Source organism: Bradyrhizobium sp. SZCCHNRI2009 (genome assembly GCF_032485115.1).
Taxonomy (GTDB): domain Bacteria; phylum Pseudomonadota; class Alphaproteobacteria; order Rhizobiales; family Xanthobacteraceae; genus Bradyrhizobium.
Map to the genome: position 1 here is coordinate 1 of NZ_JAUEUH010000001.1, position 23,658 is coordinate 23,658.

At 62.4% G+C, this 23,658-nt stretch carries 22 protein-coding genes and 2 pseudogenes; 13 read left to right on the top strand and 11 right to left on the bottom strand.

Features of this window, described 5'->3' with window-relative positions; all coding sequences use genetic code 11:
• Window positions 1-81 precede the first annotated feature (81 nt).
• The 3 genes from QX041_RS00005 to QX041_RS00015 are packed head-to-tail and all read left to right on the top strand — an operon-like array spanning window position 82 to window position 3,078.
• Window positions 82-945, top strand: coding sequence for an NAD(P)-dependent oxidoreductase (locus tag QX041_RS00005; RefSeq protein ID WP_316164199.1), 864 nt, complete (start codon window positions 82-84; stop codon window positions 943-945).
• Complete coding sequence (locus tag QX041_RS00010; protein WP_316164200.1) at window positions 926-2,056, top strand: 2-hydroxyacid dehydrogenase; 1,131 nt, start codon at window positions 926-928, stop codon at window positions 2,054-2,056. Before QX041_RS00005 ends, QX041_RS00010 begins: the two co-directional genes overlap by 20 nt.
• Before the next feature lie 5 nt (window positions 2,057-2,061).
• Window positions 2,062-3,078: a quinone oxidoreductase family protein gene (locus QX041_RS00015; RefSeq protein ID WP_172180200.1), complete on the top strand. Its 1,017-nt coding sequence runs from the start codon at window positions 2,062-2,064 to the stop codon at window positions 3,076-3,078.
• A gap of 34 nt (window positions 3,079-3,112) precedes the next feature.
• On the opposite strand, the gene QX041_RS00020 is transcribed toward QX041_RS00015, so the two are convergent.
• Window positions 3,113-4,123: a DMT family transporter gene (locus tag QX041_RS00020; RefSeq protein ID WP_172179960.1), complete on the bottom strand. Its 1,011-nt coding sequence runs from the start codon at window positions 4,121-4,123 to the stop codon at window positions 3,113-3,115.
• Between the two features lie 287 nt (window positions 4,124-4,410).
• Here QX041_RS00020 and QX041_RS00025 point away from each other — a divergent pair, with 287 nt between their 5' ends.
• The gene (locus QX041_RS00025) at window positions 4,411-5,388 is read left to right on the top strand and encodes a LysR family transcriptional regulator (RefSeq protein ID WP_315752132.1); all 978 of its coding nucleotides are present in this window, start codon (window positions 4,411-4,413) and stop codon (window positions 5,386-5,388) included.
• 13 nt (window positions 5,389-5,401) lie between these two features.
• On the opposite strand, the gene QX041_RS00030 is transcribed toward QX041_RS00025, so the two are convergent.
• Together QX041_RS00030 and QX041_RS00035 are read right to left on the bottom strand one after the other, a co-directional pair.
• A complete protein-coding gene (locus tag QX041_RS00030; protein ID WP_172179964.1) occupies window positions 5,402-6,607 on the bottom strand; it encodes an MFS transporter in 1,206 nt (401 codons plus the stop codon).
• 30 nt (window positions 6,608-6,637) lie between these two features.
• The gene (locus QX041_RS00035; protein WP_172179966.1) at window positions 6,638-7,024 is read right to left on the bottom strand and encodes an ectoine synthase; all 387 of its coding nucleotides are present in this window, start codon (window positions 7,022-7,024) and stop codon (window positions 6,638-6,640) included.
• A gap of 105 nt (window positions 7,025-7,129) precedes the next feature.
• Here QX041_RS00035 and QX041_RS00040 point away from each other — a divergent pair, with 105 nt between their 5' ends.
• The 3 genes from QX041_RS00040 to QX041_RS00050 are packed head-to-tail and all read left to right on the top strand — an operon-like array spanning window position 7,130 to window position 10,844.
• Window positions 7,130-8,617: a class I adenylate-forming enzyme family protein gene (locus QX041_RS00040; RefSeq protein ID WP_315752131.1), complete on the top strand. Its 1,488-nt coding sequence runs from the start codon at window positions 7,130-7,132 to the stop codon at window positions 8,615-8,617.
• A gap of 57 nt (window positions 8,618-8,674) precedes the next feature.
• A complete protein-coding gene (locus QX041_RS00045) occupies window positions 8,675-9,676 on the top strand; it encodes a hypothetical protein (RefSeq protein ID WP_315752130.1) in 1,002 nt (333 codons plus the stop codon).
• Window positions 9,669-10,844, top strand: a complete 1,176-nt coding sequence (locus QX041_RS00050; protein ID WP_172179972.1) for an acyl-CoA dehydrogenase family protein — start codon at window positions 9,669-9,671, stop codon at window positions 10,842-10,844. The genes QX041_RS00045 and QX041_RS00050 overlap by 8 nt, the downstream gene beginning before the upstream one ends.
• A gap of 28 nt (window positions 10,845-10,872) precedes the next feature.
• Here QX041_RS00050 and gcvA read toward each other — a convergent pair whose 3' ends face one another.
• A complete protein-coding gene (gene gcvA, locus QX041_RS00055) occupies window positions 10,873-11,811 on the bottom strand; it encodes a transcriptional regulator GcvA (RefSeq protein WP_172179974.1) in 939 nt (312 codons plus the stop codon).
• 375 nt (window positions 11,812-12,186) lie between these two features.
• On the opposite strand from gcvA, the pseudogene QX041_RS00060 reads away from it, so the two are divergent.
• Together QX041_RS00060 and QX041_RS00065 are read left to right on the top strand one after the other, a co-directional pair.
• Window positions 12,187-12,392: pseudogene (locus QX041_RS00060) on the top strand (IS21 family transposase); the annotation flags it as partial.
• A pseudogene (locus QX041_RS00065) lies at window positions 12,389-12,721 on the top strand (type VI secretion protein); the annotation flags it as partial. The pseudogenes QX041_RS00060 and QX041_RS00065, both read left to right, overlap by 4 nt.
• A 364-nt stretch (window positions 12,722-13,085) precedes the next feature.
• Here QX041_RS00065 and QX041_RS00070 read toward each other — a convergent pair.
• The 3 genes from QX041_RS00070 to QX041_RS00080 form a co-directional block, all read right to left on the bottom strand.
• Complete coding sequence (locus QX041_RS00070) at window positions 13,086-13,526, bottom strand: FCD domain-containing protein (protein ID WP_315715441.1); 441 nt, start codon at window positions 13,524-13,526, stop codon at window positions 13,086-13,088.
• 773 nt (window positions 13,527-14,299) lie between these two features.
• Window positions 14,300-14,818: a helix-turn-helix domain-containing protein gene (locus QX041_RS00075; RefSeq protein ID WP_316164201.1), complete on the bottom strand. Its 519-nt coding sequence runs from the start codon at window positions 14,816-14,818 to the stop codon at window positions 14,300-14,302.
• Window positions 14,819-14,841: 23 nt separating this feature from the next.
• Window positions 14,842-15,474 carry a class I SAM-dependent methyltransferase gene (locus QX041_RS00080; protein WP_316164202.1) on the bottom strand — a complete coding sequence of 211 codons (633 nt, stop codon included), beginning with the start codon at window positions 15,472-15,474 and terminating at the stop codon, window positions 14,842-14,844.
• 338 nt (window positions 15,475-15,812) lie between these two features.
• Between QX041_RS00080 and QX041_RS00085 the strand changes: the two genes are divergently transcribed.
• Complete coding sequence (locus tag QX041_RS00085) at window positions 15,813-16,136, top strand: metalloregulator ArsR/SmtB family transcription factor (protein ID WP_315715794.1); 324 nt, start codon at window positions 15,813-15,815, stop codon at window positions 16,134-16,136.
• A 40-nt stretch (window positions 16,137-16,176) separates the two neighbouring features.
• Here the strand turns inward: QX041_RS00085 and QX041_RS00090 are convergent, their stop codons facing one another.
• From QX041_RS00090 to QX041_RS00105, 4 genes are read right to left on the bottom strand one after another with little or no spacing between them, the layout of a single operon-like run.
• Window positions 16,177-18,048 (bottom strand): alpha/beta fold hydrolase, encoded by a 1,872-nt coding sequence (locus QX041_RS00090; protein ID WP_316164203.1) that lies wholly within the window; start codon window positions 18,046-18,048, stop codon window positions 16,177-16,179.
• Window positions 18,049-18,064: 16 nt separating this feature from the next.
• The gene (locus QX041_RS00095; protein WP_316164204.1) at window positions 18,065-19,288 is read right to left on the bottom strand and encodes a radical SAM protein; all 1,224 of its coding nucleotides are present in this window, start codon (window positions 19,286-19,288) and stop codon (window positions 18,065-18,067) included.
• A 55-nt stretch (window positions 19,289-19,343) separates the two neighbouring features.
• Window positions 19,344-20,411, bottom strand: a complete 1,068-nt coding sequence (locus QX041_RS00100; RefSeq protein ID WP_316164205.1) for an NAD(P)/FAD-dependent oxidoreductase — start codon at window positions 20,409-20,411, stop codon at window positions 19,344-19,346.
• A gap of 8 nt (window positions 20,412-20,419) precedes the next feature.
• Window positions 20,420-21,451 carry a radical SAM protein gene (locus QX041_RS00105; protein ID WP_316164206.1) on the bottom strand — a complete coding sequence of 344 codons (1,032 nt, stop codon included), beginning with the start codon at window positions 21,449-21,451 and terminating at the stop codon, window positions 20,420-20,422.
• A gap of 83 nt (window positions 21,452-21,534) precedes the next feature.
• Here QX041_RS00105 and QX041_RS00110 point away from each other — a divergent pair, with 83 nt between their 5' ends.
• The 3 genes from QX041_RS00110 to QX041_RS00120 all read left to right on the top strand — a co-directional run bounded on the left by QX041_RS00110 (window position 21,535) and on the right by QX041_RS00120 (window position 23,658).
• Complete coding sequence (locus tag QX041_RS00110) at window positions 21,535-22,251, top strand: hypothetical protein (RefSeq protein WP_316164207.1); 717 nt, start codon at window positions 21,535-21,537, stop codon at window positions 22,249-22,251.
• Window positions 22,252-22,520: 269 nt separating this feature from the next.
• On the top strand, window positions 22,521-22,901 hold the full coding sequence (locus tag QX041_RS00115; RefSeq protein ID WP_315802231.1) for a DsrE/DsrF/DrsH-like family protein: 381 nt from the start codon (window positions 22,521-22,523) through the stop codon (window positions 22,899-22,901).
• A 31-nt stretch (window positions 22,902-22,932) separates the two neighbouring features.
• A complete protein-coding gene (locus tag QX041_RS00120) occupies window positions 22,933-23,658 on the top strand; it encodes a 4Fe-4S dicluster domain-containing protein (protein ID WP_316164208.1) in 726 nt (241 codons plus the stop codon).

Sequence of the window (23,658 nt, forward strand, 5' to 3'; positions counted from 1 at the left end):
AGCGATTGATCTGCGCGACCCCAAAACTGTCAACTATGTCCCCGAACAGGTGTAAGCTATGTCTCCGGGCTGAACACCGGCGTGCTCATACATCACGACCGTCCGGAGGACGCCGATGCGCTGGCACGGCGGATCGGCGACGTGACAACGGTGCTCCAGTTCTTCTCGGCGCGCCCGCTGTCTGCCGGGGTGCTCGAGGCGTCGTCGGCCAAGCGGATCATTGTGGCGGGCCCGATCGGCGCGAGCGTCGATCTCGATGCGGCCGGACGCAGGAACATGGCGGTGTACGAGACCCCCGGGCTGGCGTCAGCCTCGGTTGCCGAGTACACGATCGCGCTGGCGCTCGCCATTGGCAGGCGGATGACGGATGGGTGCCTGGAGCTGAGATCCGGACGATGGCATGCGAGCTTCGGCCGAGGGCTGTTCGGCAAGACGGTCGGTATCGTCGGGCTGGGCCGCGTCGGCGGCCGTGTCGCTGAACTGTGTAAGGCGTTCTCCGCGCGGGTTGTCGCCTGGAGTCCGTCGCTGACGGATGGACGAGCCGCGGAACTAGGTGTCCGGCGAACAGAGCTGGACGAGCTCGCAGCCAGCAGTGACGTGATCAGTCTGCATATGAGATTGAGCCCGACGACCAAAGGCCTGTTCGATGCGCGATTGATCGATCTGATGCGACCCACGGCGTTTCTGATCAACACCGCCCGCGCCGGTCTCGTGGATGGGGAAGCATTGCGGCAGGCGTTGAACGCGCGTCGGATCGCCGGTGCGGCACTCGACGTTTTTGAGGATGAGCCGATCGGACCGGGATCGCCCTGGCTCCAGACCGACAACGTCCTGCTGTCGCCGCACATGGCATGGATGAGCGAGGAGGCGCTGGAGGCGTTTGTCGGTGCCGCGGTCGATTTTGCCATTCGTGGAGACGACTCGCGTGTCCGTCGTGTTGTCTGAGCCGGCGCAAGCCCGAGTAGCTGGCGCCACGGTGTTCGTCGGCAGCGACCGGGTTCTCGGCGACACCTTGGACCACGCGGCCGCAGCCTTGGGAGCGGCAGGTTGCAATGTTATCCGCGGCCACGCCGAACCGCCGCCACACCGCACGCGCTACGCGCTTTCGACCGCCCGACGATACTTCGAGGCGGCATCAGTGCTCCTGATCAGCTCGCGGACCATCATCGACGCGGCGATGCTCGAGGTCGCGCCTCGGCTACACGCTGTTGTCTTTGCCTCGATAGGCACGGATTCGATCGATCTGCCGGCGGCGACCGATCGCGGCATCATCGTCGCAAACGGCGCGACGGCCGAAAACGTCGAAAGCCTGGCGGAGGCAACCGTGATGCTCATTGCGGCTCTCCTGCTGGACCTGCCGCGCAAGCAGCGCCAGTTCGCGTTGCGGTTCGCCCGTGCGCGGGCGGATGAACTGTCGGCGCGTATGGTGTCCGGCAAGACCATCGGGCTGATCGGGTTCGGCCGCATCGCGCGCTCCGTCACGCGACGGTTGCAAGGCTGGGGCACCGAGATTCTGGCTTATGACAGACATCCGGATGAGACGCCGGTCGCCGGCGTGCGTTTCGTCGAGCTTGACGAACTGCTGGCGCGCAGCGACGTCGTCAGCGTTCACTTGCCGCTGACCGCCGAGACGCGCGGGCTGCTCGGAGCTGCGGAGTTCGCGCGCATGAAGCGCGAGGCCTGCGTCATCAACACCTCGCGCGGCGGCATCGTCGACGAGGCGGCGTTGGCGGAGGCGCTTTCCGCCGGACGGATCGCTGGCGCGGCCATCGACGTCTTTGAGACGGAGCCTCCCCCTGTGGATCATCCGCTTCGCGGGCTGGAGAATGTCATCCTCACCGAGCATACGGTCGGCTGTACGCGGGAGCTGTTCGCCTCGCTCGCGCCGACCGCGGTTGAGAACGTCATGCGCGTGATCCAGGGGCGGGATCCGCTGCACATCCGCAATCCGGCCGCGCTGCTCCGCTGGCGCGAACGATTTCGGCGCCAGTCGGCGCAGCAGGCCTGGCCTGGCGGCGACACGAATCTGCAGTACGGGACAGGGGAGTACCGATGACCGCGATGCCGTCGAAGATTGCGGGCCGCACCGACGCGCTCGCCGAGGACACGGAGGTCGTCCTCATTCGTCAAACCGGGGGACCGGAGGTGCTCTCCGTGGAGCAGTCGAGGCTCGATCCGCCAGGGCCGGGCCAGGTGAGATTGCGGCAGACCGCCATCGGCCTGAACTATGTCGATACTTACTACCGCACCGGGCTCTACAAGACGCCGCTGCCCAGCGGCATCGGCTTCGAAGCCGCGGGGATCGTCGAATGCCTCGGAGAAGGGGTGGCCGGTCTGCGGCCCGGAGATCGCGTCGTCTACGCGATTGCAAGCCTGGGCGCCTACGCCCGACTGCGCAACGTTCCCGCTGAGCGGCTGGTGAAGGTGCCCGATGACATCACCGATCATCAAGCCGCCGCCATCGCGCTTCAGGGCATGACCGCGCACTATCTGCTTCGGCGCGCCTATTCCGTGCAGCCCGGCGACACGATCCTGGTGCACGCTGCCGCCGGCGGTGTCGGTCTCATTCTCTGCCAGTGGGCGGCAAGTCTCGGTGCGACCGTCATTGGAACCGTAGGCACGGAAGAGAAGGCCGAGCTCGCGCGCGCCAACGGATGCACCCATACGATCCTGTATCGGAGCGAGAATCTGGTCGAGCGTGTCTGCGACCTCACCAAGGGTGCGAAGCTACGCGTCGTTTACGACTCGGTTGGCCGCGATACTTTCGTGAGCTCGATGGATTGCCTTCAGCCGTTCGGGCTGCTGGTCTCGTTCGGCCAATCCTCCGGGGCGATCGGGCCCTTCGAGACGCGAATTCTCGCCGAAAAGGGCTCGCTATACCTGACGCGGCCGACGCTTTGGACGTACATCGCACGTCGCGAGGATCTCGTGGCGTCTGCTTCGGAGCTGATGGCTGCCGTCTCGCGAGGAACCATCAAGCCGAGGATCAGCCAGACCCTTCCCTTGATGGAGGCGGCCCAGGCGCACCGTGATCTTCACAGCCGCAAGACGGTCGGAAAGACGCTTCTCATCCCCTGAGCAGCATCTGCCGCGGCCCTTGCCGGATGATCGGCTATTTCCTGTCCATGGCACGGGCCTGGGCGGCAACGATGAGCACGCCGATCACGACCAGCAGGCCGCCGGCCGACTGAATCGGCGACATCCTCTCGTCCAGCCCTAGATATCCTGAAACGACGGTGGCCACAGGGCCGAGGGCGCTGATCATCGCGACGCGGCTTGCGCCGATCCGGCGCAGCGCCTCGGCCATCATGAAGACCGGCATCACGGTACTGAACAGCGCCATGCAGAGGGCGAGCAGGTAGACCCGGGTGGGCAGCACGAGCGCGCTCAGCGGGCGGAGTGCCATGAACTGAACGATGCAATACACGCTGGCCGTGGTCGTGGCATAGGCCGTGAAGCGTATCGAACCGAGCCTCGGCACGACTTCGCCGCTTCCAACGAGATAGACCGAGAAACTCACCGCGCTCAGCATGACGAGCAGCGCACCGAGCCAGAAATTTTCACTGCTCTTGTCGAGCTGCCCCGAAAGAACCAGCGCGACACCGATATATGTAATCGCCAGCGCGATCAGCTCGCGCCGGGTAATCGGCTTCCTGAGGACGACCGAGGAGATCACCACCACGATGGTCGGATACACGAACAGGATCAGCCGGCCGACGCCGGCGGCGACATATTGCAGCCCGATCATGTCGAGGAAGCTTGACAGATAGTAGCCGACGAAGCCCAGGGCGGCGAGCGCCATCGCGTCGTGTGCGGTGATTGACGGAAGCGTCCGGCCGCCGGAAGGCCCCCGATACAGGACAACCGCAATGACGAAGAAGGGCAGTGAGAAGATCATTCTCAGGGCCAGCAGCGTCACAGGATCGCTCATGTCCTCATAGGCGAGCTTGACGAATATCGCGCGAAGGGAAAACGCCACCGCCCCGATCGCCGCCAGCGCTACGCCGACAATATTGTGTGTCCTGGACACGGTCGTCGTTGACGCGCCGGGGCCGAGCGCCTCCGGCGCAGGCCCGAGCGGCCGCGAGATTGCGAGGTCATGTCTTTCGGAGATTCCGGCCATAGTCCGTCTCACTGACTCCCAGGTGGCGGCAGGATGATGAGCCCTGCCGGAGAGCGCCAACGCTTTTTAGGCAAGGCACCCTTCGCGTTCGACGAAGGTCCGCCGGCCGCTACGGCGAGACATCGGACATCGAAGATCACTCACGCCCAGGAGGGATTTACGGTCTCTTTCGACCTTGACCGGGGTGTGGTGGGTCAGGCTTACTTACGGTAGTGCCGCGCACTGGCTGCGCGGGGGGCGGAGATCGTCGGGAGGATCGCTCATGGCCCACGGGAATTGAAGGACTGATGCGACAAATCAACAATCTCATCCGGCGTATCGATCTGACGTCGCTCCAGCTCTTCGTCGCGGTGTGCGAGGAGGGGACGCTGACGCGCGCGGCGTCGCGGGAAAACATTGCCATGAGCGCGGTGAGCAAGCGCCTTGCGGAGCTTGAAGAGGCGCTTGGAACCGACCTCTTTGTCCGGCACTCCAAGGGCATGATGCTGGCTCCCGCCGGGGAATCCCTGCTGCATCACGCGCGATCGATGCTGACGAGCGTCGAGAAGATGGGCGCGGAGCTCGACGAATACCGCATGGGCATCAGGGGCCACATCCGGATGCTCGCGAACGTATCGGCCATCGTCGAATTCCTTCCCGACGACCTGCCGGCCTTCTTCGCGACCCACAGTCTGGTCAAGATCCACCTTGAGGAAAGACTGAGTGCGGGTGTCGTCAAGGCCGTCGAGGAAGGGTATGCGGAAGTGGGCATCTGTGTGTCCACGACCAACAGCCGTGACCTGTTTGCGCGTCCCTATCGCAGCGACCGGCTTGCGCTGGCGGTGCCGCAAGATCATCCGCTGGCCGATCGGGCATCGATCGATTTCGTGGAAAGCCTGGATTTTGATCATATCGGCTTTCACGCCGATAGCGCGATCTACACCCGTTCGCGCGCGGCAGCCGCGGAGGCTGGAAAGGCGGTCAATCTGCGGATCAACGTACCGAGCTTTGATGCCATTTGTCGGATGGTGCAGTGTGGCCTGGGTGTCGGGTTGATCCCGGATCGGGCATTCGAAGTGCTGGCTTCGGGCATGGGCATCAAGGCGATTCCGCTCAGGGACGACTGGGCCTATCGGGAATTGAAGATCGTGACCCGCGATCCCGCCGGGCTCTCGACCGTGACCAAGATGCTCGTTGAGCATCTGGCGCAATCGGGCGGCAATCGCGCGCCTGCGTCAACGGCGGCAGCTTCGGTGTCGGCGCCGAGCCCCCGCCACGGTCGATGACGCGGCGGGGACATCATCGTTGGTCCAGCCTGACCGTCGGGGCGGTCCGGCGAAGCCAGATCGCCGCGACGAGCGGGCCGAGCAGGCCCATGAAGAGCGACAGCGCGACAATGACCGTGCCGGCGCCGTAACGGCCGGCGAATACGCTGACCAGGAGGCCGGCGAGAGGTTGGGACAGGTTGTTCAGCATGATGATCAGGCCCGTCGTCTTGCCGAGATCTTCCCGGGGAATGATCTTCATGCGCAGGCTGCGAATGAAGACACTGAACATCTTGTCGAAACCGACAACGAGAACGAAGCCGAGCGCGTAGACGTGGGCGTGGGAAGCCAGTCCGGAGACGGCGCCGCCGGCAAAGATCATCGCATAGCTGATGACGCCCAAGACCTGCAGGGACGCAGGCGCATGCGCGGTGGCGAACAAGATGACCACGGTCGCGATCGCGCCTGCGGCCTGAAGAACGGCATAGTAGGAGTCTGTTTCTCCGTGGACACCGGTCACCATTGCCGCTGACGTTGCGAGGGTCACGCCAATGATGAGGTTGACGGCGGCTGCGAGAAGGACGGTCTCGACCAGGCCCGGTCGTCCGATGACGTGCCGAAGTGCGGTTTTCAGCGGCAGTGTCCAGCCGCTTGGCGCCGGCGTCGGTTCGGCCAATGTCGGCCGGACGAATCGCTGCCAGATGATCATGGCGCCGTCAGCCGCCATGAACAGGGCGGTCGTCGAGATCACCACGTATTCCCAGGACCATAGCTTGAGAAGACCGGCGGCGACCAGCGGCCCGAGCACCATGCCGAGCTGATCGGCAATCTGGGTGTAGGAGGCGACCTTCTCGAACCTGTGCCGATGAAAGACTTGAGGCAGCAGAACCTCGCGCGCCATCAGCCCCTGCGTCGTCAGAACGCCGCAGGCCACAGATATCCCGATCAGCCAGCCGATTCCGCCGAAGCCCGCGTAGGCGATCATGCCTGCGAAGCAGGCCACGGCACGAAGCTGCTGACTAATGTGCAACAGCGCCAAAGGGGATTTTCGATCGCACAGCACCCCGCAGATCGGAAACGACAAATAGCGCGGCAATGTCTCGAGCAGGAATGCCGCTCCCGACCAGGCGACGCTGCCGGTCAACTGGAAGATGACGAGCGGGACCAGAAACAGAAGGATCTGGTCCGCGAGCCGTGAGAGGAAGAGAGAGTAGAAGAAGGCTTGATGCTTCAGTTCCAACGAGCAACCCCAACCAGCTGATGAACCGCCTTAGTAAGACGATCCGCTGTCGGCGTCGAGATTGTGCTGCTCGTGACCGGCAAGGGGCGGATTGAACACGCTCACCAGCACCAGATCCTGCGTCGGGCCGCCGCGCAGATAGTGTTCGTCATGTTCGTTGAGAACATAGATGCTGCCCGGGCGGAGCCGATACACATTGCCTTGCATGTCCTCGACTTCACCTTCCCCCGCGATGCAATAGCATGCTTCCAGGTGAGATCGGTATTGCAACCTTGATACTGTGCCGGCGCGAACCACGGTATGGCATACGGCGAAACCCATTCCATCGCTCGCCGTCAATAGCCGGTGGCTCGTGCCATTTCCCCACTCGACGAACCGGCCTGTTTTTTCGACTTCTTCGAGATCGCGTACAAACATGTTTCCTCAGTCATTTTGCACAACACGACGTGTAACGGAATTCTCCTACCATGAGCTGCGACTCTTTGTTATAAAAACTCATCCAGAGGTTGCGGGAGCTTCCGAGTGTGCCTTTTCCATCACTATATTGAACGCAGTGTTCGAGACTGCCCAGAGAAGATCGCGGTGAAGATCGATGGCGCGTGCGCGACCTATCGCGAGCTGGATGATATCGGCAATCAGGTCGCCGGTCGTCTCGTCGATGACGGCATCCGTGCTGGAGACAGGGTCGCGATCTATGGCGTGATTTCCATCCGTTTGCTCGGTGTTGTTCTCGGCATCTTCAAGGCCGGTGCAGTCCTCGTGGGAGTTCATCACACCTTCGGGCTCCGAAAGCTGATGTTCGAGCTTCGGGACTCCGGTGCTTGTGCGGTGATCACCGATCGGGCGGCCGAATTGCGGGAGCGCCAGTTAGATTATACAATCTATAGTTGTAACGATGATTTTTCTGCTGCCGTGCCAGAACGCGACTGCTCGTTTTTCCGGGAGGTGCGGGAAGAGGATATTTCAGTCATCTTCTATACGTCGGGCTCGACGTCGCGCCCGAAGGGCGTCGCCGTCAATCACAAGAATATGATTGCGGCGTTCGAATCGGTGACCGGCTATCTCAGGAACACGTCCGAGGATGTGGTTCTGAGCTATTCGACCTTGGGCTCCGACTACGGCTTCTATAATGTGATGATGCCGCTCATGTTCGGAGGGACCGCGCTCGTCGAGCGCGCGTTGCCGGACGATCCCGATGAGATCATCGATCTCATCGATGCCCACGGCGTGACTGGGCTGCAGGTGTTTCCTCCCTTCATCTTCCATCTGTTAAAGGCGAGCGCGCTGGGAAGGCGCGCGCCGAGATCGCTGCGTTATATCTCCACGAGCGGGCAGGCCCTGCCGGTGAAGCATATCCGCCGCTTGCGAGAGGCGTGGCCGGGCGTCCAGATCTTCTCGAATTATGGGCTCACGGAGTGCAAGCGCGTCTCGTTTCTGCCGCCCGACGAGATCGATCAACGGCCGCAGTCGGTCGGCCGGGCCATTCCCGGCGTGCGGACCTATCTGTTTGCCGAGGATCGCTCCCTCGTGACCGAGCCGGGGCAGGTCGGCGAGCTCGGTGTTGCCGGCGACCTGCTGATGCAGAAATATTGGAACATGCCGGACGAAACCTCCGCCCGAATGATTGAGGGGGCGGCCGGTGAAGCTCGGGTGTTCCTGACGGGCGACCTATTCCGCGTCGATGGCCAGGGGTATCTCTACTACGTCGCAAGGAAGGACGACGCTTTTGCGCGGAGCGGGTTCAAGGTCAATCCGCGAGAGATCGAGCAATTGCTGATGGCCCACCCCGCGGTTTCGGAAGCGGCTGTAGTCCCCGTCGCCGACGAATCCGTCGGACATCTCCCCAAGGCATTGATCGTTGCGGAGCAGGCGACGTCCATCACGAGCCACGAACTGGTCGAGTACTGCACGATGCATCTCGATTGGCACATGGTGCCCGCCTTCGTGGAGTTCGTACCGGCGCTGCCGCGGACCGCGTCGGGAAAGACCGCGACCCGCGCATTGTCCTGATCCCCATCCTCATCCTCATTCTCATCCTCGGCCCAGCATCAGTGGAGGTCTTCGGGCATGACCAATCGACCTGCGACCGACGTCGACGCCTATCTTCAGCAATCTTCGATGATCAGATTGGCGCAGCAATTCGAGCAGTTGGCGACCGGAGCGGCACAGGTGCCGCGGCAGCCAGTGCTGACGCGGATCCGCAACCGGATAGCGGATACCGACGTGCTGGAGTATCACGACCGGCTGGTACCGAAGGCGGGACCACTGTTCTCGCATTTCCTCGCCAGCATTCCAGGCATCCTCGAGGAAGTGTCGCGCGTGGGCGTGGCGCTGAGCCGTCTGTCGAGGCAGCGGGCCGAAAGCAGCGGTCGGCCCTGCCTGCTTTATGAGATCGATGCCTTCGACGGTTCCAACGGACGCACGCTTGCTGCGTTTTCCGGCGGCGCGGTCAAGACACTGACTTGTTCTCCGAACAGGGCGAACGAAGAGCATTTTGAGCGCTTTGCCGATCCGGCCCTGTCGAGATTCATTCCGACGTCGTTCCTCAAGCTCGACGGGGACGTACTTCGCACGCTGGTGGACGACGAGGATTTCCATGGCGGCTTTGACTATATCTACGAAACGGCCGCCTTTCAGTTTTACGGCAAGGACCGCGATTTCCAGATCGAGCAGGGCTGTCGCATGCTCAGGGACGACGGGCTGGTCTTCTTTCTCGAAAAGCTCGATCACACCGACCGCCTCGAGTACGAACGACGGGAGCGCGTCAAGGACGAGCAGCACAAGGCGCACTATTTTACGCCCGAAGAGATCGAGTGGAAACGGCAGCAGATGCTGCTGCGCATGTATGAGGGCGAGGTTCTCCTCGACGAGCTCGTGAGCTCGATTGGACGACACTTCTCGCACTGCTATCTGTTGTGGAATAGCACGAATTTCTACGAGTTCGTCGCCTCGAACGACGGGCAGCGCATCGAGGAGTTCGTCCGCCTTCTCGGCCCGCCCTTGATTGAAGATCAGTTCGTCTTCGAGCGGCCAATGTTGCGAAAGGTGCTGGAGCGTGCGCATGGATAGGCTGGACGGGACGGTCTATTGGGGAGCGGACCAGCCGTCGCTCGCGACGCTCTATGCGAGCGTCGAGGCGTTGTTGCCACGATGGCACAAACGTGCGGAGGAAGCCCGCAGGCTTGGGAAGCTGCCGCGCGAGTCCGTCGATGAGCTGTTCGACGCCGGATTGCTTCAGCTCGCGATGCCGAAGCGTTTCGGCGGCCTTGAATTGGATTGGCCTGTCCTTGCAGAAGTTGCAAGGCTCGCGGCGCGCGCGTGCCCTTCGACAGCATGGATCGTGGGCCTCGTTGGAGGACACATTCAGATCGTATCGCGATTTCCAGCGGAGGCGTTGAACGCGGTCTTCCGCGGCGGAGCTCGTCAACTTGTCACGACAGGATCGGCGACGGCGGCCGGCGGAATATCGCGGGACGGTGGCGCATATCGGGTCGATGGTCGCTGGCGGCTCGGCTCCGGCGTGGACTATGCGACATGGGTGATCGTGTCCGGCTCATGCCTGCATCCGTCTCGACGCGACGCCCGGACGGTTATGGCGCTGCTGCCAGCCATCGACATCGAGATCGGCGATGATTGGCAGGCCATCGGAATGGCAGGGACCGGGTCGCGCGACATCATTATCCGCGATCGTTCGCTTTCAGAAAGCTGGGCGCAGCCGCTGGACAATGTTCTCGGGCGTTCGGCGGAACGCGGCGGTCACTACTTGCAGTCGGTTTCTCTTATTCCCTATCTGACCAGCGTGATCGTCGGTCCTCTGCTCGGCTGTGCGGAGGGAGCGGTGGCGGCGGGACTTGCGATCATGCGAGAGCGGCATGGACGGCAGCCAAACGGGAACCAATGGGCGTTTGCCATGCGCGCCGGCGAGATCATCGCCGATATCGAATGCGCACGGCTTTTGTATCGCAGCATTTTATCGAGACTGCATGAGGCGGGCTGCAACGGCCGCGATCTCTCCGATAGAGACTACGCAGCGATCAAGCGCGACCGGGCCAGGCTGACCCGCTTATGCATGAACGCCGTGCAACAGCTGATGTCCCAGCTTGGAACTTCCGTCATCGCGCAGACGCACCCGGTGCAGCGCCACTGGTGCGATCTCCAGGTCATGGCTGCACACATGGATGTGAATTGGGATCGCGCGATGGCGGACTACGGCACGGCTCTTCTTGTGCAGCTCTGAAAACAAGTGATTGAATAGCGCCGTTGACCTAGGGATGGGATCGCCGGATGTATTTCTTGATCGCCTCCATCGTTTCGATACCTTCATTTACGATCCAGTCGCGAAAGCGTGCGATCTCGGGGCGCCGCGCGGCGGTGTCCTGACAGACCAGATAGTAGGACATTGGATTCGAGAGGCGCGCCGCAAATGGCGCCATCAGTCGTCCTGATGCGAGTGCAGAGATGACCAGCGGCGTTCGGCCGATGGCAAGTCCCAACCCATATTCGGCCATCTCGAGCGCGAGCGCAGAATTTTCGCAATGAAATCCTGAAGTGGTATCGAAATCCTCGAGTCCGGCCTCGACCTGCCAAGCTTGCCAGTCCGTCGGCCGAACGATGGTATGGACCAGTGAATGGCGACGAAGCAGGTCTGATCCAGCAGGAAGTGCGGCTTCGCGAAACAGGGTGGGCGAGCAAACGGGGAACAGCTCTTCGTTCATCACGAACGTCGAATGGAGCCCCGGCCAGGATCCGTAGCCTAGCCGCAAGGCGACATCGATATCCTCTCTCGTAAAATCGACCAGGCGGAACGACGTTGAGACGGCGACGGCGATATCCGGAAACTGTTGCCGAAAGCCGATCAACCTCGGCGCCAGCCATCTCTGTGCGACGGTCGCCAGAAAGCTGGTTCTAAGTTTCAACGCGCTATGCGACGTCAGCCCTGTGACTGCCGACGAAATATCTGAAAATGTTCGGCAAAGTACGGGAAAGAGTTGCTGGCCGTTTTCTGTCAACTCTACGCCGCGGCCAACGCGGCGGATCAGGCGACGACCAAGTGCGTCTTCCAGAATCTTGAGCTGCTGCGTCACCGCAGCTGGCGTTACGCAGAGCTCGTCGGCTGCTTTCGTGACACTGAGGTTGCGAGCTGCTGCTTCGAAGGCGCGAAGCGCGTTCAACGGGGGGAGGCGAGGGCGCATCTGCCAGACCATTCCGAGAAGGCTCGTCCAAAACTCAACGCAGATCGAAAGCCCGCTGCAGAAACGGGCTCTATTGCTTGGCTCTAGCGATGGGCGCCAGCGTTGACTCACGGTTCAGTTTCCGTTGGAGTCCATTGTACGGCGAGTGCCCTCACCTTTCAATTGTGTGGTAATAGAATACAATCTTAAGATGGAATCAAGAGTTTCAAGTGAGGTGGCTTCATAAGACGCCAGTTTTGTTTTCGCGAGCTGCGCTGCCGTGGCCGATGCGCCTGTCCATCTGATCAAGGCGTATTGTTTCCTTCCAACAAACATCTGTTTCGGATCGATGCCCTCCGCGGCAAGGGCCGCCGCGGCTTCGAACAAGTGATGGAAGCCGCGGTTGGGGTGCTGGTGGTGTCGACGATTGCGAAGATCCGTCGCGCCTATTTTGTTCATGGTCAACCGGTCAAGGCGATCTGCCGCGAGCTTGGCGTATCGTGCAAAGTAGTACGCGAGGTCATCGGTTCCGAGGCAACGAAGTCCGATACGAGCGAGAGACGCAGCCGCTTCCGAAGATGAGCCTCTGGAGTGACGAGCTTGACCGGTTTCTGGTGAACGGCTGTTCGCCCCGGTGCGGCGCGTCACGGTGAAGGCGCGGATCGCTAGGCACAAGGGCCGGGCGTCCAGGTCAGCGCCCCTGGCGGCGCATCTCACCTATCTCAAGAGGGACGGGGTCACTCGCGATGGCCAGCCGGCACGGATGTTCGACGCCGCGGGCGATCAGGCGAATGAGGCTGCGTTCGAGGCGCTGGGCAGGGGTGACCGGCATCATTTCCGGTTCATTGTCTCTCCCTAGGACGCAGCCGACATGGAGAACCTCAGAGCGTTTACCCGCGATTTGATGCGGCAGATGGAGGCCGATCTCGCGACCAGGCTTGAGAGTCGGGTCTCTGGGGAATTGGTCTCCTCGGCTGACAACGCTTGTCCAAATTATCCTGGGATCAAGCGAGCCGATGTTCGTAGCTTATAGGCCAGGGCGCTCGGTTCTCTACAAGGATCCGTACGCTGAGGTCTTGGCAAGCAAGCATCCGGCACTCGGACGGGTGACCTGCCAATCATGCGCGGTTTCCTCCCTTGGAGGCTTTCGGGCGCAAGCCGCCCGCATATTCCACACCGTCACCGCTGCGGCCGGCATCCGCAATCCTTCACAAGAGCTGACGTCCCGCGGGACATCGGGAGCACAAGGTCTGGCTATTCGCATGCGTTATTTTCGATGGCCGCGCTCATTCGTGCCGAATCCTGAGCTACGATCCGAAAAGCTCAGGCGGGGCCTTCTCCTTCAAGGCTCCGCCGATATGCTTGTCGAGAAGCTTGGCGGCGCCTTCGAGCGAGCCCTTCTCCAGCAGATCGATGATGGCTAGGTGCTCGCCTGGTTGCCGCCATACCCGATCGCGGTCGAGCGTCTGACGGTATTCGATCAGGCGCCGCAATTCGTTCTGACGGGCGACGGTCTGGGCCAAGAACCTGTTACCCGACATAAGGGCGAGCGCCTCGTGGAAGTCGCTGTTCGACTTGAACAGCTCAACTTGGCCAAGCGTCTTGAACCCCGCGCTATGGAGAAATTCCTGCCGCTTGCGCTGCTCCGAAAGGACGGGACGATCGAGCTTGAAGGTCGAGGATCGCAAGCCTTGAGGCTCTAGGAGATTGAGGCCGGGCTGATTAACCTCACACTCGACAACATCCAAGCCCTGGCCGTCGCGCTAGGCGTTGAGCCCTCTGATGCTTGTGGCATCTATGGCACGGCATTTGAGATGGTTCCGCGCCTTCCCCGTGAGCGTGGGTGTGATCCGAGGCCGTCACTCTGGCAGGCCTTCGAGGTCGTCCCAGCCGAGCCCCACCTTTGGAGGGTGCGGGCGCCGCCAAAAATTCTCATTTGAAATCAAGGCGCCTTAAAAGTAGGTAGGGGGCCATAAGTCATTGATCTTGCTCTTGGCTTTCTCCCCTGTCGTACCCACCATCGAGTGCTGCGTGTGATTTGCCGTAATAGTGATCGCAGTACTGAAGGGGGTGTCGCTCCGCTTGTTTCCCCGGTTGGCAGCTTGAGAGGAGGCGGGCGGTCCATCGGGTCGGAGCAGCTATTTGAACTTCTCCGGCCAAAGCCCTGGTGCGATCGACTAGCTCTGCCGGGAGCTGCCAATGCTGTTGACGGGCGCAGATGTCGTTGCAGCGAATTGCTCAGGTGCAAGCCGAAGCTGGCCACCGGTTGACCACCGAAACCCCGTGAACAAACGGCGATAAAGGACGTCAATCGCGAGCAAACTTCATTGTTTTTGTTGATCTTTTCGCATGCTACTTACGTTCGGGACGCAGGGGTCGCAGGTTCGAATCCTGCCGCTCCGACCATTTTTTCAGGCGCCTAGCTTTTCATCTCCCGAGAAGCGCAACGAAATCACACGGCGCCACCCTGCACCATCCGGCTATTCGTGAGCATTTCGCCGCGGCAGACGACAGCGCTTCATCAAGCGTCCAATTCCTTCAGCTTCCGGTAAAGCGTGCGCAGGCTGATGCCGAGGGATTCTGCAAGCGATTCTCGATTGCCGCGATGCGTCAACAGGGCGGTCCGAAGCGCTCGCGCCTCGCGCTCCTTCGATGACGGCGGGTTCTCACCGTCAGCAGGCGCCAGCTTTGTTGCGGTTCGCTGCACCCGGTCGCGTCCCTCAATGTCCGGCGATCGCAGCGTCAGAGCACGCTCGATCGTCGCGGCTGAGATGACATCGTCATCGCAGAGCAGGGCCGCGCGCTCCAACACGTTGCGCAACTCGCGAACATTGCCCGGCAAGGCGTCGCCCTCGAGCCGCTCGGGTGCCGGCTGGGACAAGGTGAGCCTTCGCTCCGGCGCCACGCGGGCAAGCAGCGCTGCGGCGAGAAGCGGTAGATCAGCGGCGCGCTCGCGCAATGCCGGCAGAAGGATCGGAAAGGTCGACAGTCGGTCGTAGAGATCGTTTCTCGACAATGCGCGACGCATGCGCGCGATCAATTCCGTGGACCAGCAGAGCGCGATCAGGAAGGCCGGTGCGCGACCATTCCGATCAGCGCAGAGCGGCCGTGATGGCCGCTGCCTTCGCTGAGCTCCGTCTCGTATTCGCGCAGTTCGATGATCTCCAACTCACGGAACGCCTCTCGGAGCATGGTTTCCGTATAGAGGTGCGAGAGGGCGGAAGGGCCGCCCGTCTTGTACTCCAACTGCTTGGGCGTATAGCCCTGCAGGATCAGCGTCCCGCCCGGCTTCAGGCTTGCGATCATGCGCGCGAACAGCCGTTTCCTCAAATCTGGGGCGGCGAACTGCACAAAAATCGCTGCGATGCCGTCATACGCCGCACTTGGCCACGCGAAGCCGTCGCAATCGGCAAGCTGGTAGTTCACGCTGACTCCGGCTGACGCGGCAAGTTTGCTCGCTTTCGCCAGACCCACCTCCGAGATGTCGAAGGCGTCGACCTGAAATCCCTGCCGGGCGAGCCAGACGCTGTTGCGGCCTTCTCCGTCGGCGACGCAGAGAATGCGACTGCGGTACGGGAACGTGCCGACATGGCCGCGCAGCCATTGATTGGGTTCGGTTCCGAAAACGAAATCATCGCCTTCGAACCGTCGGTTCCAGCGGCCGGCGCCGGTGTCTGGCGGTACCTTCGTGACCATCGGCAGTCCCACTTTGAAGATGACAAGCGTGTTTGTTGGCAGCCGCAAGGAGCTTGCGAACTCCTCGGTATCAGCTTGCGAACCCTTGATCGCAAGTTAGGTGAACTGGAAGCCGGATCGTAGTCCATCAGCCCGTCAGACGCGGCAGGCGCGTGAGCAGGGGACGATCGCGCCGGCGGCTCGATACCGTCTCGCACGAACCGCGCTGGGACAGGCTCGACCGCCTGTTTGTTATCGTCTCGCCAAAGTGATAGCAACACGGGACGGCCTTGCGGCATGACGCCGTGGCCGCCGATGTAACGGACCGAATTGGTCGATTGAGGAATATGCGGACGAATATGGCAACCAAGCGTGCACGCAGCAGGTCTTCGCTCGAGCCTGACGCGCTGCTCGAGAAGGCTCACAAGGCAAGCGAATTCCTCAAGGCGCTGTCGCACGAAGCGCGGCTTGCCATTCTGTGTCTGCTGCTTGACGGAGAGAAGTCCGTCAGCAGCATTGAGGATTCGCTGCAACTCCGCCAGCCGACGGTGTCGCAGCAACTTGCCCGGCTGCGCGCGGACGATCTCGTCAAGGTGCGCCGGGACGGCAGGAACGTGTATTATTCGGTCTCGCGGCCGGAAGTGATCGAGGTCATGTCCGCTCTCTATCGCGCTTTCTGCTAAGTGGTGCTGATGGAGTCTCGCTGCCCGCGGAGATCGTCCGTCAGGCGGAGCCGGGGACGGCGGCGACCGTGTTTCCTGCGGTCACTCGATCGATGAACCCGGCTGCCGCGGCTATCACCGCGGAGGTCGCCTGTTGGTGGGGCGCATGTCCACAGCCTTCCAGCACGCAGGTCTCGATCCGGGCTGGCACGAGGGCGCGGAGCGTCTCAAGCTGAATATGCGTGAAGAACTCGTCTTCGCTGCCCTGAACAGCCAGCACCGGGGCGCGAACCCGTCCAACGTAGGGCTTGATCCCCCAGTCGCGGGCTTCTTCCCCAGTCCAAGCATCGACCAGCCGGCCAAAAAGATGATCGGTTCTGCTGCCATGATACCGTGCGAGCCGCGCCCTCAGGTCGCCGTGCTCGAAGTCTCTGATCTGGGCTGCGATGCCGTCAACCGTCCGCTGTTCGCGGAAGAGGTGAGGGGCGATCGCGACGACCCCGCTGACCTCATCGGGAAACGCGCCGGCAAACGTCAACGCGATCGCAGCACCGTCGGAGTGTCCGACCAGGATCGGGCGCCGCGCTCCGGTCGTCCGTAGCACTTCGGGCAGGGCATCCAGAGCCTCGGCGAGCAGATATTGCCGCGAATGGGGCGGCTCGAGCGGCTCCGAGTCACCCGAGCCCCAGCGGTCGAACACCAGGACGGAGCAGCCGGTCGCGGCCGCAAGCCGCTCGGGAAAATCGCGCCAGAGCCGGGTGCAGCCCAAGGCGTCATGCAGCAGGACGAGCGGCGGACGTTCCGGTCGCGTCGCCGCGAGCCAATGGCCGCGAAGCCTCCGGCCGGCCGCAACGAAGCTGAGCTGCCGCGCCGCCGCGACGACCACGTCGCGAATGTCCGGCGGGCCGAGATTGACGAAGTCGGCCGACGTGCGCGAGAAGAAGTCCTCAACGAGGGATCCGGCATCAGCCAGTTCGGCGCCGCGCAGCGCTGCCTCGAGATCAAAGATGACGCGTGGCGGTGTAACGAAGAAATCGCCGGTGATCAGAGCTTCGCGAATTCGCCTGCGGTCTGGCCCCTCGAGGCGGATATCGGCGCGCAGGCTGCCGCCGCGCCGCGTCAGAGTGGCACTGACCAGCGAGCTGTCCACCTCGGGAGCGTCGACCATCTCGACGAAGTCGTCGCGGCCGATCTCGTCGCGATACAACTGGTCGGCGAGCTCTTCTTCGTGCATCGACGCCTGGCCCCATTGCGGAACAATGCCGAGGCCTTCCGCCAGGCCGTCGAGCAAGCCTCGCTGGATGGTGGCCAGATCAGGGAGCTTGTCGCCGAGGATCTCGCGCATGCTGACGACGCGCTGGTGGGCCGAGGCGAGGTCGCGCTTGGCGAGCTTTTCCACCGGCACTTTGAGCGCAGCGATCATCTGCTCGGGGTCGAAGTCGATCAGCAGTGTTCCCTGGTAGAACAGAGTATCGCCGTCAAAGAAGCCGCCGGTGCCGCTGATCTTGCGGCCGTCGACGTCGATGTCGTTGCGCGGGCGGTAGCGCGCGGGGACGCCGAGCTTGTTGAGCCCGAGTGCGACGCTTTCGCAGATCCGGCGTGTCGTTTCGGTGAGATTCATGGCGCCGAGGCTGGAGCGGCCGAACACGAGCTCCCATCCGATCTGACCCTCGTCGAGATAAAGACCTCCGCCTCCCGTGATCCGCCGGCCGATCTCGATTCCCTTGCTCCGGCAATAGTCGAGCCGGACCTCATGGCTCAGGATCTGATGGATTCCGACCAGCGCCGACGGACGAAACCGCAGGAAGCGGATGGTATCGGGAATCCGCCGTGCCTTGTGAGCGTCGATGAGCGCCTGGTCGAAGGCGATATTGGCGCGTCCGCCCCGAATCCCGGTGTCGATGACCCGAAATGACTTGGCGCTGCTGGCCATCGCATCTTCCTCCCGGTTATTTGGGTAGTCCGCGCCGGAGTTGGCTGCGCACGTGGCGAATGTCGCGGCGATCGGGCTTGAAAGGGTATGAAGCAATGTCGCGCGGCGGCGAGTCGCCATAGGGGCGGTCGCAGGCGGACACATCGGCGGCCTCCTTGCCCGGGCAGCCGGACGTGCGGAAGGCCACGCCCGCGTCGATGATCGCGTCGACTTCGTCCTGCGGCAGACCAAAATCGACGAGTTGACCGCGCTCGTCGAAACGCATGCGCTGCAGGGAGTGGCTTCGATAGTCGATGAGATAGCGGGCGAGCTGGATGCGTCGCCATTGCGGGCGCGGCGCCGGCGGGAGATGATCCATCAACGAGCCTTGTTCGGGAAAGAACGCGAACAGGTGGCTGTGGCCGCCGAGGTCGCGAATTCTCTGCACCTGCGAGAGAACGTCGTGGTCGCTCTCGCCCATCCCGACGATGAGATGGGCGCCGAAACGTTCCGGGCCAAATATCTCGGCGGCGGCCAGCAGGATCTCCCAATATTTGTCCCAGCTATGCGGCGATTGAACCCCGCGGCCGCGGGTGCGGTCAAAGATGACCGGGTTGGCTGCATCGAGCGCGACCGTAAATATCTCGGCGCCGAGATCCTTGAGCTCCTGCACATCCAGTTGCGTCATCGTCGTCGGGTTGGACAGGATGGACACGGGTACGTGCCTGATGCGTTCAACCCATTTCCGCAGGACAATGCGGGTGTCCTGGTCCGACCGCGGATGCGTGATCATGCTGATACACATGCGATGGAAGCGCCCGCCGTCGCCGCCCGATGCAACGATGTCAATCACCTGGTCGTAGGGCACCGCAGGCCAGTCGACCCGAATGAAGTTGCGGTCGGCATAGTTGCGCTCCGCTTCGCGATGGCGCGCAAGCCCGCAATAGGCGCAGTTGGCGCGGCAACCTTCCGGATAGGTCAGCAGCAGGTTCAGGCAACGGGTGCAACTGGTGCGATGCATGTAGCCGTTCATGATGCCGAGGGTGATCGCCGCCGCCGTCGACATTTGCACGTACTCGGGCGACCGCATGTTCGGCGTCAGAACATTGTCGTTCGGCAGGTACGTGCCGACCGGCCGCACATCCTGCGCTCTCACGCGCCCGCCGTTGCGTGCTTCCGCCGGCACGGCGCCGGGCGCGCGCGGCCGCATGGCTTCGGCCGCGTTGAAGGTGCGCGTCTCCCCGGTGAGGAAATTCGGCACCGGATGCGTCGGTCCTTCGAGACAGCTCATGACGTCCTCCCCTGATCCTGCATCTTCACGCCCAATAGTTCGGCGAACTGATCCACCCCTCGGCGAGCGCAGTCGCGTCGGGGCGACGGCCGTCGCCATAGTGCGCCAGCACTTGCCGTCGTCGCAGCAATGCCCGGCTCAAGGCTGCATCGAAAATGTCGCCGAGCTCTTCGTCATAGTCATCGAGGGCGCCGCTGCGGCCGGACAGCATGTCTGCCGCGGCGTGCCCGGCGAGTGCCCCCGATTGCACGGCGGAGGCGATGCCGGCGCCGGTCACGGGGTTGGTCAGGCCTGCCGCATCGCCGGCCAGCAACACCTGGGTTGCGCCGAGCCGGCCTGTCGAACCCACCCTGCCGCCCACGGGTATCGCCCCGCCCGTCAACGCGAACGGGCGCGTTCCGATGCGGCGCGATGCCGACAGCGAGGCGAAGAGCGCGGCGAGCATCGGTTTCAGTCGCCGCCGGTCCTCTATCATGATGCCGACGCCGATATTGGCCACGGCGCCCTTGGGAAACAGCCAGCCATAGCCGCCGCGGTAGTCGGCGCTCAGGAAGATATCCGTGGCATCGTGCGGCACGATCAGCGGCGCGGTCAGTTGCCTCGTATCGACAAGCGCGCGATTGGTCTGGCCGATGGCCGCGCCGACCCGCGAGCGAGGGCCGTCGCAGCCGATGAGGACGCGCGGTTTCAGGGCAAGACCATCGGACGTATGAACTGTGCCGTCGATATCGATGGCAACCACGGAGGTGCCGTATCGGCACGCGGTTCCCGCATTCGCCGCCTCATCAGCGAGCATTCGATCGAAGGCGGCGCGATCGATCATCCAGCCGCGGAAGTCCGGCGTTTCCTCGCAATCCGTCGCTTCGGTGAAGGTCAGCATGCGCGTGATCTTCTGTTCGGCGACGGCCGTGATGTTCGGAATGTCCCGCTCGATCATGGCGGGCACGAACTCGGCACATTGGACCGGGCGACCCGCCTCGAGCCGGCGATCGACGGCGACGACGCGGTAGCCGGCTTTCGCGGCAATCGCAGCCGCACGGCTCCCGGCCGGTCCTAGTCCGACGACGACGATATCCGCTGCCTCGGCGTTCATCGTGCACCTCAGGCTGCGCAAGCCCGCCGTCCGGCGAGGCCGTCAAGCGCGATCGAGCAGCAGGCATGCTCCTGCTCGACCGGCCGGCCGATGGCGCGGGCGAGAGCTACGATGCCGTCCGCGGGATAGGCGATACCGTCAAATCCCGCCATGACGGCGTATGCGTCGGTCATCAGCTTATGGCGGCCCGCGGGGCGGATACAGCCAAGTTGAACCGGCGCGTGATTGATCCGTTGCCGCGCGGCGACCAGCACCTTCGCCACGTCGTCGGTGGATATCGTGGCGAAGGGCCGATCCGGCGGCGCATAGATCGGGGTCACCACCACCAGGATCAAGGCGGCAACCGGGTGGCGCGAAACGATGTCCAGCGCGGTTGCTTCGCCGAGTAGCCGGCCATAGTGCAGACCGATGACGATGTGTGGCACGACCTGCATCTTGGTGCCTGAGAGCGCGGCGAGCGTCGCCTCGAAATCCGCGACAGGACGGTCGAGGTGATAGACTTCGCGGATCGTCTGCTCCGAGCCGATCACGTCGAGCATCGCGACGTCGACCCCGGCGGCCTCCATGGATCTGGCGCGCCGTTCGTCGAGCAACGCGGAATGGACGGCGATGCGCAGATGGGGAAAGTCGCGCTTGAGCCTTTCGATGGTCGGATAGAAGCGATCGTACGGAACCTCGTTGCGCCGGTTGGATCCGCCTGAGAGCAGGAACCCGCGCAGATCCTTGAGCAGAATGAGATCGCGCACCTTGCGGTCGAGTTCGTCCGGTGTCGTTGCCGCGATCATCGGTTCGAGGATCTTCGCCTGACAGTGATCGCAATTCAGCGCACAGGCGCCGCCGGTGATGGAAAAGGCGGGAAAACTCGCCTTGCCGCAGCCCTTGAGTTCCTCGCTGGCATAGGCGCGGAACGTCGGCGTGTAGAACCGCATCGGTCCGAGTGCGCGCTCACGGGCTGCCGCCTCGAGTGCATCGACGAGCCCATGATCAAAACGCAGGTCGTCGAGCGGTTCGATCTCCTGCAGCTTCTCATACCATGCCATTGCGTTCCTCGCTTTTCATATGCGAAAAAACATATATATTGTCGGTCCGCCGTCGGCTTCGGCCGTCATTGATGCCTCATCACTTGTCGCGGTTCGCCATGAAGACACTCTGCGTCTTGCAGCATTTTGAGGCGGACTATCTCGGCTTGATGGAAGACCAGTTCGAAGGGCGCAACGTCGGCTTTCGCTATTGCCGGCCGTTTACGGCCGGAGGATCGATACCTGCGACGGCCGGCGACTTTGACGGCCTCGTTGTTCTTGGCGCCGGACCGCTTGGAGTCGTCAGCGGCAACCTGCTTCCGAGCCTCGGGCCCGAGTTGCGTTTGGTACGGGATTTCCTGGCGCGCGACCTGCCTGTCATCGGCATCGGAGCCGGCAGCTGCATAGTTGCGACCGCGTGCGGCGGCGGCACTCAGGAAGCTCCGCTCCGCTTCGTTGTGGAGACGGCCCGACGGGTCGATCCCGCGGCGCTCGGCGGTCATCTGCCGCAATCCTTTCCCATCGCGATCTACATGCGCGATCGCCCGGTGCTGCCCGCCGATGCCCGTGTTCTCGCGATCGACTCTGCGGGGGAGCCGGCGGTGTTTCAGCTTCGTGATAACTGCTTCGGGTTCCTCGGCCATCCCGGAATCAAGTCGGCCATGATCGAGGATCTGATCATGGAATCCGAAGAATGTCCTGATCGCACGGCGGAAACGCTCGCCGACCTGCGCGTGGTGCAGCGCGAGATCGCTGCGGCGCTCGGACCGCTGATGATTGGTTTGATCGAGTCGACGCATTTGATGCGGCCGCTCCCGTAGGACCGTTCTCCCGAGCAACGAATTATTTTCTTCAGCCTATAGATGTCATTCAAAAAATGGAATATGTTTTGTGCGTTCGTCCGATGGATTGGATGAAATCGATGTCAGCTTGTTGTCCACCTGGGACTCTGGTTCCTGGGCTCGTTGATCTTCTTGATCTTCATCAACTCCAAGGCGATGCGCCTCAAGATAGACTTGCCATGCACGCTCGTGCGTCGATGTGTGCTGCGCACGCTCAATAGCAGACGATCGGGGAGGACATCGTAAGAATGGCGAAAAAGCTCATCATCATCATGGTCAATACCGATCCCCGCAACGGCGAGGAACTCGGCGCGCCGTTCTTCCAGGCCACCGTTGCCGCGGCGATGGACTACGAGGTCGATGTCGTCTGTACCGCGACGGCGGGGCAGCTCATGAAAAAGGGCGTCGCCGAGAAACTCGTGGTCAAGCCGGGATCTCCGAAGACCGTCTATGACTTCATCAAGGACGCGCACGGAGCTGGAGTGAAGTTCTATTGCTGCTCTCCGAACCTCGATCTGTTCGACATGACCGAGCAGGATCTGATCCCTGAATGCGAAGGCATCGTCGGGGGTGCAAAGGTCATCGAGGAGGTGATGGAAAACGATAATGCCAAGGTGCTGACCTACTGAGGAGAGCCGCCAGATGACGAGCGGAGCTTCAATGGAGCTGACCTCTATCGGCGATCCGGTCTCCGAAGCGCCGGTCGTTCCCTACGAGAAGCTGGAAGAGGTGTTCGACGACATTCGCTCGCACGTCCTCTACGATCATGAGCTGCATGGCTGTCTCAATTGCGGCATCTGCACCGCGACATGTCCCTCGGCGCACTACTACGATTATTCACCCCGCGAGATCGTCCAGCTGCTGTGGACCGAAAATCTCGAAGGCATCTACGACGCGATGCAGGAGAAGATCTGGTCCTGCGCGCAGTGCTACACCTGTGCGGCCCGCTGTCCGTTCGAAAATTCGCCGGGCGGGCTCGTCATGATCATGCGCGAGGTCGCGATCAAGCACGGCATGCAGTCGGCGAAGGATGTGCTGCGGCCGTTCTCGCGGGTGCTTCTGAAGGTCATTTCCACGGGAAACCAGCTCGCGCCGAACATGATCACGCGCGATGCGTTTCCCGACTGGGGCCCGAACGTCGCCAAGGTCGACGCCCCGCTCAATATCCTGCGCAAGGCCATTCCGGTCCCGACCATGCACACCATGGACACGGCCTGGGAGGTCAACCTGAAGACGTCCGTCGAACTCTACACTATTTGGGAGGCGACCGGCGTGCTCGATCAGCTCGAGACGATCGACGAGAATCTGTTCGATGTCGTCAGTGACGTGATGGATGAGAAGCGCGAGGAGTACAACGAGTGGCTTGAAGAGCAGCAGAAAGAATAG